The organism is Pseudomonas peli (assembly GCF_050563605.1).
GTDB lineage: Bacteria > Pseudomonadota > Gammaproteobacteria > Pseudomonadales > Pseudomonadaceae > Aquipseudomonas > Aquipseudomonas peli_A.
Window position 1 is genome coordinate 1 of the sequence record NZ_JBNXUH010000016.1, and the last position, 17,746, is coordinate 17,746.

A 17,746-nucleotide genomic window follows, 5' to 3' on the forward strand; every position below is an offset into this window, starting at 1 on the left:
CGGGCCCCCCCMAMCSGGKGGTMCGCSGGCCAGGCGGGGGGGGTGCGGGCGGCASCCCGYCGNCCCGGAAAWTCNTTKGAGAAGGGCGGTGACTTTTTKGATGTGCCCCGCGGGGTGGAAGCCGGAGCACCACCAMCGGCACCGCCACTACCACGGTCCAAGTCAGGGTCAGCAGACCTGCGGCCAGCGCCTGACGGCCGCCGAGCAGGCGCGTCAGCACGCGCATCACCGGCCAGCTGGCAAACGACAACACTGCGGCCCAGAACAGCGCCGACCAGAACGGTGCCAACACCCACAGGCTGGCACCCAGCAAGACCAGCAGCAGTATCTGCACCAGCAAACGATCGTTATTGGCCATTCAACCAGCTCCCTGCACAACGCAAAAAGGCTCTGCCACGAGGGACAGAGCCGGATCAATTAATAACGACAAGAGTACCGACAGTGGCGTCTTAGCGCAGCACGTTGAGTTGTACGCCGCTCACATCTGCGTCACCCAGCTCCAGGCGGCTGGCGCGCACCCGTTGCTCAACCAGCGCATCGCGCCAGGCTTCGGCTTGTGCGCCGCTGATGGTGACACGCAAGGTGCTGTCGAGTCTGAGGCTACGCGCCAGCAGTTCGGTCCAGGCAGCGCTGGGTTCGACCTGCTTGGCCAGACGCAGTTCACCGGTGCTTTTCAGCTGCCGCTGCAGGGTGGCTGGGGTCGGCAACACTTCACCCAACGGCGCATTGGCCGTCAGCAACTCGGCATGCAGGTAAGCGCGCTTGTTGCCACGGGTGATGCTGTACAGCGCCAGCAGGCTATCCTGGCGCGGTTCGGCCAGACGCAGCAGTGCATAGGTCTGCTGGTCATCGGAGCCGGTCAGAGTGGCATTGGTAAATACCGCATTGGCCCACAGGCTGCTTGAGCCGCACTCACGGCCCACGCACCAGTAAAGCAACTCGGCGTCCTGGGCTTGCAGTTCGCCCCGGGCCTTGGCGAATACCTCATTGGCTGAGTGGGTGCGCGGCAGCTCATAGGTCAGGGCGGTCAACTGGCCCTGGGCGGCCACTTCGCGCTCGTAACGCAGGGTGCCGCTAATACGGCGAATCGCCCCTTGCGGGTAAATACGCTCCTGCTCGGCAACATCCTTGAAGCTGACAATCTTGCTCCCGGCGAAACGCGGCAGCACTTCCAGGTCCTGGCTGCCAGCAACGTCTGCCCAGGCAACGGCACTGGCCAGCAGCAGGCTCAGGCCGAGGCAGTAACCATTAAGGCGGCTCATTTGATCAACATCGCTTGCGCGGCTTTGACGACTTTTTCGCCGTCTGCTTCGCGCTGCGGCACCAGCAAACCGCGTTGCACTGCAGGACGCGCGGCCAGCTCAGCCATCCAGCGCTGCAGATGCTCAAGACCATCAACCGAGACGCCGGCCCAGTCATGAATGCGTACCCAGGGATAGGTGGCGATATCGGCGATGCTGTAGTCATCGGCCAGGTACTGCGACTCGCTCAGGCGCGTGTCGAGCACTTCATAAAGACGGCGGGTTTCATGCTGATAACGGTCGATTGGGCCCTGCAGCTTCTCCGGAAAATAGCGGAAGAACACATTGGCCTGGCCCTGCATCGGGCCGACCCCGCCCATCTGGAACATCAGCCACTGGATCACCCGCGAGCGGCCTTTGGCGTCGCTGGGCAGCAGTTGGCCGGTTTTCTCAGCGAGATATAGAAGGATGGCGCCGGACTCGAACACGGCGAAATCATCATTGCCGCGGTCGACAATCGCCGGAATACGGCCATTGGGATTGATCTTGAGAAAGGCCGCAGCCTTCTGTTCCTGCTTGTCGAAACTCAAAGCCTGCACGGTGTACGGCAGTTGCAACTCTTCCAGTGCGATGGACGCTTTATGGCCGTTGGGAGTGGCGGCGGTATACAGGTCGATCATGCGAATCTCCGTGGGTATCGCCCACACCTTTCCCCAGTTGCCTTTAGCAAGTCAAGGCGCGCCCAGGAAAGCTTTGAAACAGTCTGCTACCAAGCACGCGCCCACGTCGTCATCCAGGTGCAGATGATGGCCGCCAGGCAACTGTGCCACCTCGATGGCCAGGCCCTCGACTAGCTGAGTAATGCTCGGCTGCGCGAGCAGCATGCCCTGCTGCGCCATCACCAGTTTGGCCGGGCATTGCAGGTTACGCACAAACGCCAGCGCATGGGCGTGGGTCAAACGCAGCGGCGATGGCAGCGTTAAGCGGCTGTCGGTGCGCCAGGTGTAGCCACCAGGCACCGGCATCAGGCCGCGCTGGGCGAGCAACTCGGCGGCTTCACGACTGACTGCACCGACGCCACGCATCCGTGCTTCCACGGCGCGAGCAAACTCCGCGTATACCGGCTTGCTCTTGCCGGCCAGAGCCAGCTGCGCCTTGAGCGCTTCGCCGAGTTTCTGCGGCGCCGTGTCCGGCTCGCCGGTATAGGGAATCAGCCCATCAATCAGTGCCAGGCGCTCGATACGCTCCGGCATCGCCGCAGCCAGCAGTACCGAAACAATCGCGCCCATGGAATGACCGAGCAGGGAAAAACGCTGCCAGCCGAACTGCTCGGCGACCTGCAGCACGTCGTGGGCATAGTCCCAGATAGCGTAACTGCCACCTGGCGGGCGGTGATCGGAATGGCCGTGGCCAGCAAAATCCAGGGCGACGATGCGCAGCCCCGGCAGCAGTGGCGCCAGGCGGGCAAAGCTTGCGGCATTGTCCAGCCAGCCATGCAGGGCAATCACCGGCACGCCGTCTTCGGGGCCATACAGGTGAGCGGCCAGCTCGATATGCGGTAGACGCAGACGGACTTCTTCGAAATTCAGGCTCATGCACTTTGCTCGCTTGCAGGTTGCCCGGCCCAGCGCTGGAACAGCTTTTTCAGCAGTTCGGCGGTGTCCTGCGGACGTTCCAGGGGAAACATATGGCCGCCGGGCAGCGTCAGGTACTCGCCTTTCGGCACGCGCCGCACCAGATGGGCGTGATGTGGCATAACCACCCGACTGTGACGACCGCGAACCATGGCCAGCGGCACTTTCAGCTGCTGCGGACGACCCGGGCTGGTGTGCGGCACGCTGCGGTAGATGCTGATTTCCGTGGCTGGATCAAAACGCAGGCGCAGGTTATTGCCCGCCGCTTGCAGCCCGTGTTGCACATAGGCATCCAGGCATTCGGGATCGAAGCGTCGGAACAGGCCTTTACCGGCGAAATAACCGCGCGCCTCGGCCAGGTCGACAAACTCCTCACGCCGGCCCAGGGTGCGCCCGGCCGGGGTAATGCGGTCGATAAAGCCGAAGCGTTTGGCGGCGCGAATAACCATCTTGTCGGCCAGGGTCAGCACCGGCGAATCAAGCATCACCACGCCCAGGTACAGCTCGGGGCGCAGCAAGGCGGCATGGTAATGCAGCACACCACCCAGCGAATGACCAACACCCCATACCGGCTGCTGGTTGGCTTCAAGGTGATGGATCAGCTCATCGACCAGGTTGCTCCAGTTGTCATTCACCGGAAAACGCGGGTCATGGCCATGCTGCTCCAGGTGCTGCACCGAATAGTCAGGTGCCAGCGCGGCAAACAACTTGCCGTAAGTGGCCGAGGGAAAGCCGTTGGCATGGGCGAAGAACACGGACTGGGTCATGGCGGCGGGCTTATCTGGAAAGTTGCCAATGATTGTCCGGCAGTGTTTGAGATGCAGCAATGACAAAACGGCCAGTGAATGACGGCACTATAGCCAAACCTGATGGGAGGCCCGCCAGCCGGAGCGGCAGTGACGGGTTTTGCGGATTAACGCAGCGCCGGGCCGTTCTCACCCAGCGGCACAATGGCCATGGTCAGCCGGGAAATGCAGCTGGCCTTGCCATCTTCACCGCTCAGGCGGATGTCCCATACATGAGTGGTACGCCCCAGATGCACGGCGCGGGCGACCGCTGTGACCCGACCGCTGCGCAAGCCACGCAGGTGGTTGGCGTTCACTTCCAGGCCGACGCAGTAGAACTTGCTGCTGTCGATGCACAGATGGCTGGCGGTGGAACCGAGGGTTTCCGCCAGTACCACCGACGCGCCACCATGCAACAGGCCGTAGGGTTGATGAGTGCGCGCGTCGACCACCATGCTGGCGGTAAGCGACTCGTCGTCGAAGGCGTCAAAGCGGATATCCAGTTGCTCGCCGATGGTGTTTTTCAGAAACGCGTTGAGCTGTTCGAGATTCGGGGTTTGCTGCCAGAGGGCCATAGTCAGTCCTTTAGGGTCGATTCAGCCAGAACGTGGCCGACACACTGCATGCCGGCCACACGCCTGATCACTCGTGCCAGAGTACCGCTTCGCTGCGAGCGGTCCACTCGTCGAAGCGTTCGCCATAGGTGCCTTCAACCACCGCGCGCTTGATCTTCAGGGTAGGCGTGAGAAAGCCGTTATCCACCGCCCACACCTCTTTGACCAGCACCAGGCGCTGCAGGCGCTCGTGCTTGTCGAGGCGTTGATTGACCTCTTCCAGCAGCTTTTTCAGGCTGTTTTCCAGCTCGCCACGCGCGCCGTTGAGGGCTTCGCTGCGACCCACATCAGAGAGCACACACAGCGCCATGGGCTGGGCCATGCCATCGCCGACCACACACACCTGCTCAATACGCGAGTGCTCACCCAGGCGGTTTTCAATCGGCGCCGGGGCAACGTATTTGCCTTTGCTGGTCTTGAAGATTTCCTTGATCCGCCCGGTCAGGCGCAGGTTGCCCTCGGCATCCTGTTCGCCCTTGTCGCCAGTGCGCAGGAAGCCATCCGGGGTGATGGTTTCCGCAGTTTTTTCCGGATCCTTGTAGTAACCCTGCATGGTCGCGCCGCTGCGCACCTGTACTTCGCCATCCTCGGCAATCCGTACTTCCACGCCTGGGCTGTTCTGGCCGATCCAGCCCTGTTTGAACTTGCCCGGCCGGCACACATGCGAGTAACCGCAGTTCTCGGTCATGCCGTACACCTCAAGCACATCCAGGCCCAGGCGCTTGTACCAGTTGAGCAGCGCTTCAGGCACCGGCGCCGCGCCAGACAGCGCATAACGCACGGCATCCAGGCCCAGGCCGACCAGCACCTTTTTGCCGACGATGCGGCCGATAATTGGCAGCTTGAGCAGGAAATCCAGCTTCTCCGCCGGCATCTTGCTATAGACGCCCATCTGGAACTTGGTCCAGATCCGCGGCACGCCAAACATCACGGTTGGCCGCGCGCGCTTGAGGTCTTCAAGGAAGGTATCCAGGCTTTCGGCAAAGAAGATCGTTTGCCCGGCGTAGATCGATGCCAGCTCGACAAACATGCGCTCGGCCACGTGGCACAGCGGCAGGTAGGACAGCACCCGGTCATTCTCGCCAACACCAAACAGCTCAGTGGCGTGGCTGGCGGCAAAGCCGAAATTGCTGAAGTGATGCATCACCCCTTTCGGCGTGCCGGTGGTACCGGAGGTATAGATGATGGTGGCGAGCTGATCGGCGGCCGCCTTGGGGTTGTCCTGAATCGGCGTGCAGGCCTGCAGGTCATCCCAGGTAAAACTGAACTCGCCCTGCGGACGCAGTGGCAGGCCGATGGTCGGCACATCCTGCGGCACACCAGGGGCCATGGCCGGCCAATCGTCCAGTTTGCCGACAAACACCAGCGCCGCCTCGGAGTGGCGCAGCACCTGACCGACAGACTCGGCGGTGAGATTGGGATAGAGCGGCACCGAGACGTACCCGGCCATCCAGATCGCCAGGTCGGTGACGATCCAGTGCGCGCAGTTCTTGGAAATGATCGCAATGCGGCTGCCCTGCGGCAGTTCGCGGCTACGCAGCCAGTTGGCCGCACGGCGCGCCTGCTCGCCGACGTCGGCCCAGCTCAGTTCCTGCAGCTGACCGCCCGGCAGCGGCTGCACCATGTAGCGTTTATTCGGGTGCCGAGCCTCACGCTCATAAAACACCTCAAGCGGCAAACGGATTGCATCAGCCACAGGGCTTCCTCCTTTGTTGTTTTTGTGGAGCCAACCAAGCAATTGCTTGGTTTGACTATTCCACGCACAAAGGCGGCCCGCAAGAGGAGAAATGTTTCGGTGTGTAGTGAGGCGTCAGGAACGGCTTGGATGCTTGTGGGCAGACAATTCCATCAACCCAGCAGCCAGTTCATCACCTTCCAGCAACGCCAGACTGGCGGTGTTCATCGGCAGCGGTTGCTGGCGATGGCCGTGTATTAGCAGGCCCGCCAAGGCGCCAACCAGCGGCTGATGAGTGACCAGCAGCAGCTCATCGAAGGCATAGCCGTCCAGTTCCCGTAGCGTTTGGCGCAGATCACTCTCCGGCGTTAGCCAGGGCACGGTCTGCCGGATACCGCTAAAGGCCAAGACTTCGCAGGCCAGATCGGCCGTCTGCTGCGCCCGTACATAGGGGCTGACCAGTACGGCCTGCAACGGTCGGCCCAGCAACTGCGCAGCCGCCTCGCGCACCTGCTGCCGACCATAGACAGTCAGGTTGCGTTCGGCATCAGTGCGCGCAGTCGGTTCGGCTTCACCGTGGCGCAGTAGCCAGAGCTTCACAGGCTTAACCCGATAAGCCGACGACTCAAAGCTTCGGCTCTTCGTCACGCACCGGGTGGGCCGCCGGCGGAATGCTGTGCGGCGTCTCACCTTGCGGCGCTTGCGGGGTTGGCCAGTCGGCAAACGGCCATGGCTTTTCATCGCTATTAAAGGTGCCAAAGCGGCCGATCTGCGCCAGGTACTGGCTCAGGCTGTCACCAAAACCCAGCAAGCCAGCATTCGGCGCACCGTAAAACAGGCGATAACCCAGCTGCAGCAACACCACTGCGCCCAGGAGGATTTCCGCCAGTTGCCAGACGATGGTAAAGATCACCATCCAGAGGATGCGCAGCAGAATCGATTCGCGCTGCAGTTCCTGATTGTCATCACTCATGCTCATCTCCTTGCAGGGTCTAGAAAGGTAAAACTCAGAAACCGGTGGTAGGAATAAAGTCGACGTCGGTCTTCGGCTCGCCGCTCATCAGTGCGCCGATCACCTGATTCAGCGTGCGCCCTTCGAACAGAATGGCGTGTAGGCCAGCTACCAGAGGCATATAGACCTGCAACTCTTCGGCTTTGGTCTTCAGCACCTTGATGGTGTTCACCCCTTCCGCCACTTCGCCCAGACGCGCCACGGCATCCTCTAGGCTCAAGCCCTCGCCGAGGGCGAAACCGACCTGGTAATTGCGGCTTTTCGCCGAGGAGCAGGTGACGATCAGATCGCCCACACCGGCCAGGCCGAGGAAGGTCATGGGATTGGCGCCCAGTTTGACCGCAAAACGAGTCATTTCCGCCAGGGCGCGAGTAATCAACATGCTCTTGGTGTTTTCGCCCATGCCCATGGCTGCCGCCATGCCGGCGATAATCGCGTAAACGTTCTTCAGCGCGCCACCCAGCTCGACGCCAAAACGGTCGCCACTGGCGTACACGCGGAAGGTACGCCCGTGCAGCGCGGCCTGCACCTGCTGGCAGAGGTCTTCGTCCTCGCTGGCGACGACCGACGCAGTCAGCGCATGCTCGGCTACTTCACGCGCCAGGTTCGGCCCGGACAGCACGCCAATGCGCGCCTGCGGGGCAATGTCTTCGAGAATCTGGCTCATCAGCAGAAAACTCTGCGCCTCGATGCCCTTGGTGGTGCTCACCAGCAATTTGCCGCTCAGCAACTCAGCCACCGGCTGCAACGCCTGGCGCAGCGCGCTGGAGGGCAAGGCTACGAAAATAAGCTGGCAGGCATTCAGGGTCGCACTCAGATCGGTTACCGGGTCAACGCCTGGGTGAATCTTGATCCCTTTGAGGTAACGCGGATTCTCACGGGTCAGCCGAATCGCCTGGGCTTGTTGTGGGTCGCGCATCCAGTGCAGAACCTGTTGGCCATTTTCGGCCAGCAAATTAGCAATCGCAGTGCCGAAGCTACCGCCGCCGAGCACTGCGATGGGTTGCTGATCAGTCATAACGTATCCGTGGTAAACCATTGAAAGTGGCGAATCGCTCGCATTATACGGCGACACCCGTACGCAGCCAGCTTTTAGCAGGTTGGCTAGCACTGGCAAAGCCAAGCAGCTCAGTTAACATGCAGACTTTCAAACGCAAACAAGGTTGTGGCGTGATCGACAACACCCAAGCCCGGCTTCACCCTGAAACCGCGAAAAGCCGGCCAGCCCTCCAGCGCTCGCAAGTTCTGCGCAGCAGCGGAGTGGCCCGATGATTCTGCGCCGCGGCTGGAATATCCATACCCGTACCCAACTGATCAGTGTCGGCCCCGCCCTGTTGCTGACCCTGCTGCTCACCGGATTCTTCACCTTTGCCCGCCTACAGGACCTGCGTCAGGAGCTCAACCACAACGGCCAGCTGATCGCCAGCCAGTTGGCCCCGGCCAGCACCTACGGGGTGATTTCCGGCAACCTCGATGTTCTCGACGCCCTACTGCAAGCCACGTTGAAGACCCCGCATGTGCGCTTTCTGGAAGTACGCGATCACACCGGCAAGATTCTCGTCTACGTCGAACAGACGCCGGGCAGCGGCCACGCCAGTAGCCAGGTCGAGGTATTCCAGGCTCCCATTCATCTGCAACGCGCGGCGCTGAACAATCCCACGCAGCAGACACTCAACGATGACTACCTGGGCTATGTGGTGGTGGGCATGTCCAACGATGCCTTCAACACCCGCCAGCAGGAAATCCTTTTCAAAGCCACCCTGCTCGCTCTGTTCGCCCTAGCCCTGACTTTTATTCTCGCCCGGCGCCTGGCCCGCCATCTGTCGCAACCACTCAGCGCAATGGGTGAAGCCGTCAGCGCGATCCAGGCCGGCAACTACCAGACCACCCTGCCTGAAGTCGGTGAAGGTGAGTTGCAGGCTCTGGCCCGGCATATCAACAACCTCGCCCACGGCCTGGCCAGCGCCAGTGAAGAACAGCAGCGGGCCATGACCCTGCTGATTCAGGCCCGCGAGCAGTCGGAGCTGGCCAACCGCGCCAAATCTGACTTCCTGGCCATGATGAGCCACGAGTTGCGTACGCCTATGAATGGTGTGCTGGGCATGCTGCAGCTGCTGGAAACCACGGAAATGACCCAGGAGCAGGCGGAGTACGCGGCACTGGCTACCGAGTCCACCGAGCATCTGTTGAAAGTCATCAACGATATTCTCGACTTCTCGCGCATCGAACGCGGCGCGCTGGAACTGGAGCGCATCCCCTTCAGCCTGCTCGATCTGCTGCAAAGCTCGATTCAGGTGTTCCAGCACAGCGCCCAACAGCGCGGCCTGCAGTTGTTGCTGGATACCCAGAGCGGCCTGGAGCAACTGCAGGTACAGGGTGACCCGACGCGGATCCGGCAGATTCTGGTCAACCTGATCGGCAATGCCCTGAAGTTCACCGAAAGCGGCAGCATCCGCGTGCAAAGCACCTGGCAAGCGCTGGACAACCAGGTGCTGTGGTTCAGCTGCTCGGTACACGACAGCGGCATCGGTATCTCCCCCGAGCGGCTGGAACATATGTTCGATGCCTTCCAGCAGGCCGACACTTCTATTTCAAGACGTTACGGCGGCACCGGGCTGGGTTTACCCATTGCTCGCACCCTCGCCGAGCGCATGGGCGGCACCCTGCGTGCGGTCAGCCAAGAGGGCCAAGGCTCGATATTTACCCTGGAAGTGCCATTGCCGTTTTCCCAGCAGGTCGCACCGGCTGTCAGCGACACCTCGCTGCCTGCTGACCAGGGCAACGGCCAGCCAGTGCTGCTGGTGGAAGACAACCCGGTCAACCAGACCGTTATCGAGGCCATGCTGCGCAGCCTGGGCTATCAGGTCAGCCTGGTTGGCGATGGCGCCCAGGCGGTGCACCAGGTTAGCCAGCAGCATTATTCAGCGATTCTGATGGATTGCCGCCTGCCAATCATGGATGGCTACGAGGCCACTCGGCAGATCCGCCGCCTGCCCGGCTGCGCTGAATTGCCGATCATCGCCCTGACCGCCAACGCCCTGCAGGGCGACCGCGAGGCTTGCCTACAATCGGGCATGAATGACTACCTGGCAAAACCCTTTAAACGGGCAGATTTGCAACGAATCCTGCAGCGCTGGCTGCCCCCTCGACCTTCGACGGGTAGTCAAGAGGACTCAACTGCTGCAGGCTAACGAGCATGGGCGCTATGACAGGCCAACGAGAGCGGAGTACAACTGTACTCACAAGGCTGTGACTTTCACCACAACGCAACAGTCTATGACTAGGCTGTTGGCAGGCGCAGCAGACTGCGCCGCCAGCCAGGACGATTCGCCCAGCCTTGGCGCATGGGACATATTGAGGAGCTCGCATGACCAAACAAAACGCCTTCACCCGGGAAGAACTGCTCGCTTGCGGTCGCGGCGAACTATTCGGCCCAGGTAATGCGCAACTGCCCGCGCCGAACATGCTGATGATCGATCGCATCACCCACATCAGCGACACCGGCGGCAAGTACGGCAAGGGCGAAATAGTCGCCGAGCTCGATATCACTCCTGATCTGTGGTTTTTCGCCTGCCATTTCGAAGGCGATCCGGTGATGCCAGGCTGCCTGGGCCTTGATGCCATGTGGCAGCTGGTGGGTTTCCACCTCGGCTGGCAGGGCAACCCCGGCCGTGGCCGCGCCCTCGGTTCGGGCGAAGTGAAGTTCTTCGGCCAGGTCCTGCCGACCGCCAAGAAAGTCACCTACAACATTCATATCAAACGCACCATCGCCCGCTCCCTGGTCCTGGCTATTGCCGATGGCACCGTCAGCGTTGATGGCCGCGAAATCTACAGCGCCGAAGGCCTGCGGGTTGGCCTGTTCACCTCTACCGACAATTTCTAAAGGACTCATCGCATGCGTCGCGTCGTGATTACCGGCCTGGGCATCGTTTCCTGCCTGGGCAATGACAAAGCCACCGTCTCGGCCAACCTGCGTGCTGGCAAGTCAGGCATCCGCTTCAACCCTGCCTATGCAGAAATGGGCCTACGCAGCCAGGTATCCGGCTCGGTTGAGCTGAACCTGGAAGAGCTGATCGACCGCAAGGTCTATCGCTTTATGGGTGATGCCGCAGCCTTCGCCTACCTGTCCATGGAGCAGGCGATCAAGGATGCCAATCTGAGCGCGGAAGAAATCTCCAACCCTCGTGTGGGTTTGATCGCAGGCTCCGGCGGCGCATCGACCTTCAACCAGATGGAGGCCATGGACATCCTGCGCGAGAAAGGCGTCAAGCGCGTCGGTCCGTACCGCGTACCGCGCACCATGGGCAGCACCGTGTCCGCCTGCCTGGCCACGCCGTTCAAGATCAAGGGGGTCAACTACTCGATCTCCTCGGCCTGCGCCACCAGTGCCCATTGCATCGGTAATGCCATGGAGCAGATCCAGCTGGGCAAACAGGACATCGTGTTTGCCGGCGGAGGTGAAGAAGAGCACTGGAGCCAGAGCTTCCTGTTCGACGCCATGGGCGCCCTCTCCACCCAGTACAACGAAACCCCGGAGAAAGCCTCCCGTGCCTACGACGCCAAGCGTGACGGTTTCGTCATCGCCGGCGGTGGCGGCATGGTTGTGGTCGAAGAACTGGAACACGCCCTCAAGCGTGGCGCCAAGATCTATGCGGAAATCGTCGGTTACGGCGCCACCTCCGACGGCTATGACATGGTCGCCCCAAGCGGTGAAGGCGCTGTGCGCTGCATGCAGCAGGCCCTGGCTACCGTCGATACACCAATCGACTACCTGAACACCCACGGCACCTCGACTCCGGTCGGCGACGTCGCGGAAAGCCGCGCAGTGCGTGAAGTATTCGGTGCCAAGGCGCCAGCCATCAGCTCGACCAAGAGCCTGTCCGGTCACTCCCTGGGCGCCGCCGGCGTACAGGAAGCGATCTACTGCATGCTGATGATGGAAGGCAACTTTATCGCCGGCTCGGTCAACATCGACGAGGTCGACCCGGAAATCGCCGACCTGCCGATCCAGCGCAGCACCGTCGAGAACGCCAAGCTCGACACCGTAATGAGCAACAGCTTCGGCTTCGGCGGCACCAACGCCACCCTGGTACTCAAGCGCTGGGCTGGCAAATAAGCCCAAGCCGTTTGTTTGCAAGATAAAAAGGCCACCCCTCGGGGTGGCCTTTTTATTGTGGCTGCCGTTGCCTTGATTAGACCGAGAAGCGCGCCACCAGTGCATTCAAGTCCACAGCCAGGCGTGATAGCTCCTGGCTGGCCGCACTGGTCTGGTTAGCCCCAGCCGAAGACTGCATCGACAGGTCACGGATATTCACCAGGTTACGGTCGACTTCGCGGGCCACCTGGGCCTGCTCTTCCGATGCGCTGGCGATCACCAGGTTACGTTCATTTATCTGCGAAATCGCGGCGGCAATCTCATCCAACGCTTGGCCCGCAGCCTTGGCTATATCCAGGGTCGAGCGGGCGCGGGTGTTGCTGTTCTGCATGGCGTTGACCGCTTTGTCGGTGCCCTGCTGAATGCCGCTGACCATCTGCTCGATCTCCCGCGTCGACTGCTGAGTACGGTGCGCCAGGGCACGTACCTCATCGGCCACCACGGCAAAACCGCGCCCGGCTTCACCGGCCCGCGCCGCTTCAATTGCCGCGTTCAACGCCAGCAGATTGGTCTGTTCGGCAATCGAACGGATCACGTCCAGCACCTTGCTGATATCACGCACCTGGCCCGCCAGCTGCTCAACTTCGGTGGCGGTATGGGTCACGTCATCAGCCAGGTGGCTGATCGATTCCACAGTCTGGCGTACCTGCTCGCGGCCATGCTGCGCCGTACGGTTGGACTCGCTGGAAGCTTCAGAGGTGCTGACGGCGTTACGCGCCACCTCTTCCACGGCACTGGTCATTTCGTTGACTGCTGTAGCCGCCTGCTCGATTTCATTGTTCTGCTGGTGCAAGCCGCGGGTCGAATCCTCGGTCACCGCACTGAGCTCTTCTGACGCCGAGGCCAGCTGCGTGGAGGAGTCGGAAATATTCTGGATGGTGTTACGCAGGCTCTGCTGCATGCTTTTCAAGGCGCCCAGCAAGCGTGCCGGCTCATCACTGCCCTGCACATCGATTGACTGAGTCAGGTTACCGCTCGCCACCACTTCGGCAACCCGCACCGCCTCGGTAAGCGGCGCGACGATGCTGCGCGTCAGCATCAGCGCCAGAATCACCGTGAGAACAAGCGCCAATGCGATCATCGCCATCACCCAAAAACGTGCGCTGGCAAATACGGCGTCGGCCGCTTCAGACGCAGCGGTAGCCCCTGTGCGGTTTAGCACTGAAAGATCAGTCAACGCCTTGGCCATGCTGTCGGCATGACCGTTAAGTGAGCCATTCGCCACTGCCAAGGCAGCGTCCAGATCCCCCTGACGCACCGCTGCTAATATCTTGCGCTGCTCCTGAAGATAATTGTTTTCAGCCTGTTTAAAGCGCTCGAAAAGAGCCTTCTCATCGTCACTGGCTATCAGTGCTTCATAACGGTTTTGCGCGACGTCCATCTTGCTGGCGAGTTCATCAATACGTGCCATATTTTGCTTGGTTGCGGCTTCTTCACTATTCAGCATCAAACGCAAGGTCAATGCCCGCATACGCAGAACATCCTGATTCATTTCGCCCAGGCTCAGAATACTTGGCAGCCAATTTCCGTTTATCTCATCGGACTGCTTATTCATTTCAGCCATCTGCAGCAGCGAAAAGCTGCCGAGTATCAGGACCAGCAGCGCTACCAAGCCAAAGCTCAGCGACGCTCTGGGCGCAATATTGAGGTTTCTTAGGGTCATTACGGCAGTCCTTTACGGTCTGAAGCGTTATAGAGGTGCATATGGCCATCAGGCTTTTGCTTGCCTACGTCCCTCGGCCAGCACCTACAGGTACAGCTATCGACCTATAGACAGTCATCTTGATCTTTTGATCATAAAAAAACCCGAGCAATGGCTCGGGTTTGCGATAACGACGCCGGATAACTCAGCGCACGATAAACCGCTGCTCAAGTAACTTGCGGTCATCCTGGAACACCATAAAGTGCCATTCACCTGGCACAACTTCATGCATTTCGGTGAATTCGAAGGCCATTACATCCAGCGGCGCGCCAGGAACCAGCTTTTGCGTCACGACGAATTTGTCATGCCGGGTGCCTTGCGGGGTCACCACTCCGGGGGTGAGGTACAGCAGGGTCAGCGGCGAGTCCTCGGCGACCTTGCCGGCCAGGCTGTAGCGCAGGCCGAATTTGGTGCCGAGCTTGGCAGGAATCACCTCGCCAGGTTCGATCTGCTGATTACTGCGGGTCAGCACCCGCTCACCTTCCTGGAAGTCCTGATAATCGCTGGCGAAAACGCCGTACTCAACCGGGCCTTCTACCCGGACTTCGGCCTGCGCCAGGCTGCTGATCAACACAAGTGCGGCCAGGGCACTGAAACGGGTGTATTGCATGTCGCGCTCCTTTTTTAGATGGCGCGAGCCTATGACACCCGTGTGACAGGGCTATGACAGCCTTACTCCAACAGCTCGGCCTGCACCCGGCGCGGCAACACCGCAAGGAAGTTATCGCGTGCCACCTGATGGGCAACATCCTCCGGCAAGGCGTCGAGAAACGGTTTAAAACCGTTCATATAGTCCGACAAGCTAGTGAAGCGACCGACCACATCGGAGCCGAGCATAAAACGCGCCGGGTAACTGCTGACCAGTTTCACCCAGGCCGGATCAGGCTTGCCGTCGGCATCCAACAGGTACGGCTGGAGCACGGTCCAGGACAGATCGATATACAGATTGGGGTACTGCTTGAGCATCCGCTCAAGCGTGGGCAGGAGGAAATCCAGTTTCTCCTGATGCCGATGGATTTCCATGCTGGTGCCGGCATGCGCCCAGATAAACCGCACATGCGGATGGTTGCGCAGCGGGTCCTCGATCTCCTGCAGGTAGAGCGGATTGCGCTCGCGCTTGGAGGTGATGTTGGAATGCAGCATCACCGGCAGGTCGTATTCGGCAGCCAGGTGAAAGACCCGCGCCAGGGCCTCGTTGTTAGCCCGCGGCGCATCGCCATGGATCAGTGCAGTAAGGTCGTCATGTCGGGTGAAAACCTCGCCAATGCCTTGCCACAGGCCGGGGTCGAGTTCGAGCATGCGGCGGATATGTGCATCGGCATTCTTGTCGTTCGGGTTGAAGCCGGAGAGAAACGGGTGCAGGCGCTTGCGCTGCTCGGCGGGTACCTGCTTATAGGCATGCGCCACCAGTACATCAGTGGCGCTGTACCAATAGGCATTGGCATCATCGCCGGCGTAGTAACGTGGGCGCTTGGGCTCGTCCTCATGCCACTTCTTCGCCACCGGAATGCCCGAGAGCATCACATGCTCGATATTGCCAGCGGCCATCTGCTCGAACAGCTCGGTCATGCCCGCGCTTTCCTGAAAGAAATCGACGTAGTGCAGATGCGCATCGCTGAAGCGGTAATCGCGGGCCAGCACCAACGGGCTGCAAACGGTGACTAAAACAGCAAGACTCAATGCAAGTCGCTTCAAACCCCAATCCTCCTTGAAGACGTGAGCACAATTGACTCACTACACTGAGGTCTAGTTCAGAAACCAGGATTGCTGCAATGGCTTCAACCCCGACACATCAGCAACGCACCTGGCCAAACTACCTGCAGGCACTGCTGATTCTCGCCCTTTTCAATCTGCCACCAGTCCATGCGGCAGAACAGCTGAACTACCCGCTGCACTCGGACGGTATCGAGCCAGAAGCCTATGCCCTGGCGCTGCTGATGGCGGCGCTGGAACGTACACCCGGGCGTTACCAACTGCAGCCCACCCCGGTGCCCATGGCGCAAAGCCGCGCGCTGCTGGCCATCGAGCACGACAGCAAAAGCGTGCAGGTGATGTGGACCATGACTACCCGCGAGCGTGAAGAACGCCTGCTGCCAATCCGCATCCCGATCTACCGCGGCCTGATCGGCTGGCGTGTACTGATGCAACGTAGCAACGCTACCGAGCAGCTGGCTTCGGTACAAAGCCTCGATGAGCTCAAGCGCTTCAGCTTCGGCCAACGCCACGACTGGCCGGACACCGCGATCCTGCGTGCCAATGGCCTGAAAGTAGTCACCAGCCAGCACTATCGCGGCTTGTTCCAGATGCTCGCCGCAGGGCGCTTCGACCTATTCCCCCGCGAAGTTGTGGTGGCCTGGCAGGAGCAGGCGCGCGCGGCGGAAAGCGGGCTTAAGCTGAGCATCGACAGTCAACTGGTTCTACATTACCCAACTGCGTTCTATTTTTTCACCTCACGCAACCGCCAGGATCTGGCTGCCGATATTGAGCGCGGCCTAGAAGCGATGATTGCCGATGGCAGTTTTCAGCGCCTGTTCGAGCAGTACCACGGCGACACGTTGCGCCAGGCCAACCTGCACAAGCGGCGCATCATCGAACTGCACAACCCTGACTTGCCCCCTGCCACACCATTTGCCCGTAAAGAATTATGGTTTCAGCCCAAGGAGCTCAAATGATCAGCATCAGTAACGAAAAAGGCCTGCTGCAGCGCATCAGCATCGGCCCGCACACCCTGCACAGCGACGTATCGGTGGAACTGGGCGGTGAAGGTGCTGGCCCCGAACCCCATGACCTGTTCGACGCTGCGTTGGGCGCGTGCAAGGCGCTGACTCTGGCGCTGTATGCCAAACAGCGCGGCTTACCGCTGGAAGGCCTCGACGTGAAGCTCAAGCGCGATGACAGCCAGGAGCGCCAAGGCATCTACCGCCTGGATGTCGAACTGACCCTGCACGGCGCACTGGATGACGCGCAGCGCCAGCAGCTGCTGCGCGTCGCCGATAAATGCCCGATCCACAAGCTGATGACCAGCAGCGAAGTTCAGGTCAGCACCCAGCTGCGCGAGGAGGCGTAATGAGCGACTTTCTGCTGATCCAGCCGCGCCCGGAAAACCTCGGCGGACAACCTATCCTGCGTCCCCTACCCTCGGCCAAGTGCCGCAGCGTCGGGCCGTTCGTGTTCTTCGACCATATTCTGGAAAACACCTACCCGGCCGGCAGCGGCATGAATATCAACCAGCACCCGCATATCGGCCTGTCCACCCTCACCTACCTGTTCAAGGGGCAATTGCAGCACAGGGACAGCCTCGGCTCGAATCAACTGGTCAGCCCCGGCGAAGTTAGCTGGATGACCGCAGGCCGTGCCGTGGCGCATGTTGAGCGAACCCCGCAGGCTCTGTGGGAAAGTGGCTCGCACATGCATGGCCTGCAGGTCTGGCTGGCCATGCCCGCCGCTGAGGAACAAGGCGAGCCCAGCTACAGCCACCACCCCGCCGACAGCCTGCCGCGCAGCACCAGCATGGGCGTGGACATCTGCCTGATTGCCGGCACCGGTTTCTGCCTGCAATCACCAGTGCCAGTGCTGTCGCCCACTATCTATGCCGAGATCAAGCTGGCCGCAGGCAGCGCGCTGCAGATTCCTGCGGAGCATGCCGAACGCGCGCTGTACCTGATTGACGGCGAGGCCACACTGGACGATCAGCAACTGCCGCTGCGCGGCATGCTGGTGCTACCCGAAGGCGAAACCTACACCCTCAGCGCATGCAGCGAGAGCCATCTGGTGCTGATTGGCGGCGCGCCGATTGGTCCACGGCGGATCAACTGGAACTTCGTTGCCAGCGACCCGGCGCTGATCGACCAAGCCCGCCAGCGCTGGGCCGCAGAGGACTGGCCAACAGTCCCAGGCGAGACCGAGCGCATCGAGCTGCCGCGCTGAC

General features: G+C 60.9%; 18 protein-coding genes and 1 pseudogene. 6 read left to right on the plus strand and 13 right to left on the minus strand.

All coding sequences use genetic code 11. The features are described 5' to 3' along the window. From ACQ4LH_RS16810 to ACQ4LH_RS16855, 10 genes and pseudogenes are all read right to left on the minus strand, one after another. Positions 1-358: pseudogene (locus tag ACQ4LH_RS16810) on the minus strand (hypothetical protein); the annotation flags it as partial. Positions 359-449: 91 nt separating this feature from the next. Next, positions 450-1,262: a DUF4892 domain-containing protein gene (locus ACQ4LH_RS16815; protein ID WP_430698241.1), complete on the minus strand. Its 813-nt coding sequence runs from the start codon at positions 1,260-1,262 to the stop codon at positions 450-452. Beyond that, the gene (locus tag ACQ4LH_RS16820; RefSeq protein WP_430698243.1) at positions 1,259-1,921 is read right to left on the minus strand and encodes a glutathione S-transferase family protein; all 663 of its coding nucleotides are present in this window, start codon (positions 1,919-1,921) and stop codon (positions 1,259-1,261) included. The genes ACQ4LH_RS16815 and ACQ4LH_RS16820 overlap by 4 nt, the downstream gene beginning before the upstream one ends. A gap of 51 nt (positions 1,922-1,972) precedes the next feature. Next, positions 1,973-2,836, minus strand: coding sequence for an alpha/beta fold hydrolase (locus tag ACQ4LH_RS16825; protein WP_430698245.1), 864 nt, complete (start codon positions 2,834-2,836; stop codon positions 1,973-1,975). Then, positions 2,833-3,642 carry an alpha/beta fold hydrolase gene (locus tag ACQ4LH_RS16830; RefSeq protein ID WP_430698247.1) on the minus strand — a complete coding sequence of 270 codons (810 nt, stop codon included), beginning with the start codon at positions 3,640-3,642 and terminating at the stop codon, positions 2,833-2,835. Before ACQ4LH_RS16830 ends, ACQ4LH_RS16825 begins: the two co-directional genes overlap by 4 nt. 146 nt (positions 3,643-3,788) lie before the next feature. Further along, entirely contained in the window at positions 3,789-4,235 is a 447-nt protein-coding gene (locus tag ACQ4LH_RS16835; protein ID WP_430698248.1) for a hotdog fold thioesterase, read from the minus strand. Between the two features lie 67 nt (positions 4,236-4,302). Further along, positions 4,303-5,970, minus strand: coding sequence for an AMP-binding protein (locus tag ACQ4LH_RS16840; RefSeq protein WP_430698250.1), 1,668 nt, complete (start codon positions 5,968-5,970; stop codon positions 4,303-4,305). Between the two features lie 114 nt (positions 5,971-6,084). Beyond that, positions 6,085-6,549: a phosphohistidine phosphatase SixA gene (gene sixA / locus ACQ4LH_RS16845; protein ID WP_430698252.1), complete on the minus strand. Its 465-nt coding sequence runs from the start codon at positions 6,547-6,549 to the stop codon at positions 6,085-6,087. A gap of 25 nt (positions 6,550-6,574) precedes the next feature. Continuing rightward, positions 6,575-6,922, minus strand: coding sequence for a DUF4389 domain-containing protein (locus ACQ4LH_RS16850; RefSeq protein ID WP_422581798.1), 348 nt, complete (start codon positions 6,920-6,922; stop codon positions 6,575-6,577). A gap of 34 nt (positions 6,923-6,956) precedes the next feature. Beyond that, positions 6,957-7,979, minus strand: a complete 1,023-nt coding sequence (locus ACQ4LH_RS16855; protein ID WP_430698255.1) for an NAD(P)H-dependent glycerol-3-phosphate dehydrogenase — start codon at positions 7,977-7,979, stop codon at positions 6,957-6,959. 250 nt (positions 7,980-8,229) lie between these two features. Here ACQ4LH_RS16855 and ACQ4LH_RS16860 point away from each other — a divergent pair, with 250 nt between their 5' ends. The 3 genes from ACQ4LH_RS16860 (at position 8,230) to fabB (ending at position 12,077) form a co-directional block, all read left to right on the plus strand. Continuing rightward, a complete protein-coding gene (locus ACQ4LH_RS16860; RefSeq protein WP_430698257.1) occupies positions 8,230-10,152 on the plus strand; it encodes a response regulator in 1,923 nt (640 codons plus the stop codon). Positions 10,153-10,328: 176 nt separating this feature from the next. Continuing rightward, positions 10,329-10,844, plus strand: a complete 516-nt coding sequence (gene fabA, locus ACQ4LH_RS16865) for a 3-hydroxyacyl-[acyl-carrier-protein] dehydratase FabA (protein WP_304867185.1) — start codon at positions 10,329-10,331, stop codon at positions 10,842-10,844. Positions 10,845-10,856: 12 nt separating this feature from the next. Then, positions 10,857-12,077, plus strand: a complete 1,221-nt coding sequence (gene fabB / locus ACQ4LH_RS16870) for a beta-ketoacyl-ACP synthase I (RefSeq protein ID WP_430698259.1) — start codon at positions 10,857-10,859, stop codon at positions 12,075-12,077. Between the two features lie 76 nt (positions 12,078-12,153). Here the strand turns inward: fabB and ACQ4LH_RS16875 are convergent, their stop codons facing one another. The 3 genes from ACQ4LH_RS16875 to ACQ4LH_RS16885 form a co-directional block, all read right to left on the minus strand. Next, on the minus strand, positions 12,154-13,779 hold the full coding sequence (locus tag ACQ4LH_RS16875; protein ID WP_430698261.1) for a methyl-accepting chemotaxis protein: 1,626 nt from the start codon (positions 13,777-13,779) through the stop codon (positions 12,154-12,156). Between the two features lie 184 nt (positions 13,780-13,963). Then, positions 13,964-14,428: a DUF3859 domain-containing protein gene (locus tag ACQ4LH_RS16880; RefSeq protein ID WP_430698262.1), complete on the minus strand. Its 465-nt coding sequence runs from the start codon at positions 14,426-14,428 to the stop codon at positions 13,964-13,966. 62 nt (positions 14,429-14,490) lie between these two features. Further along, positions 14,491-15,513: an amidohydrolase family protein gene (locus tag ACQ4LH_RS16885; protein WP_430698264.1), complete on the minus strand. Its 1,023-nt coding sequence runs from the start codon at positions 15,511-15,513 to the stop codon at positions 14,491-14,493. Positions 15,514-15,590: 77 nt separating this feature from the next. Here ACQ4LH_RS16885 and ACQ4LH_RS16890 point away from each other — a divergent pair, with 77 nt between their 5' ends. The 3 genes from ACQ4LH_RS16890 to ACQ4LH_RS16900 are packed head-to-tail and all read left to right on the plus strand — an operon-like array spanning position 15,591 to position 17,745. Beyond that, positions 15,591-16,490 carry a substrate-binding periplasmic protein gene (locus ACQ4LH_RS16890; protein WP_430698266.1) on the plus strand — a complete coding sequence of 300 codons (900 nt, stop codon included), beginning with the start codon at positions 15,591-15,593 and terminating at the stop codon, positions 16,488-16,490. After that, complete coding sequence (locus tag ACQ4LH_RS16895; protein ID WP_430698268.1) at positions 16,487-16,885, plus strand: OsmC family protein; 399 nt, start codon at positions 16,487-16,489, stop codon at positions 16,883-16,885. The genes ACQ4LH_RS16890 and ACQ4LH_RS16895 overlap by 4 nt, the downstream gene beginning before the upstream one ends. Further along, positions 16,885-17,745, plus strand: a complete 861-nt coding sequence (locus ACQ4LH_RS16900; protein WP_430698270.1) for a pirin family protein — start codon at positions 16,885-16,887, stop codon at positions 17,743-17,745. Before ACQ4LH_RS16895 ends, ACQ4LH_RS16900 begins: the two co-directional genes overlap by 1 nt. Position 17,746 lies beyond the last annotated feature (1 nt).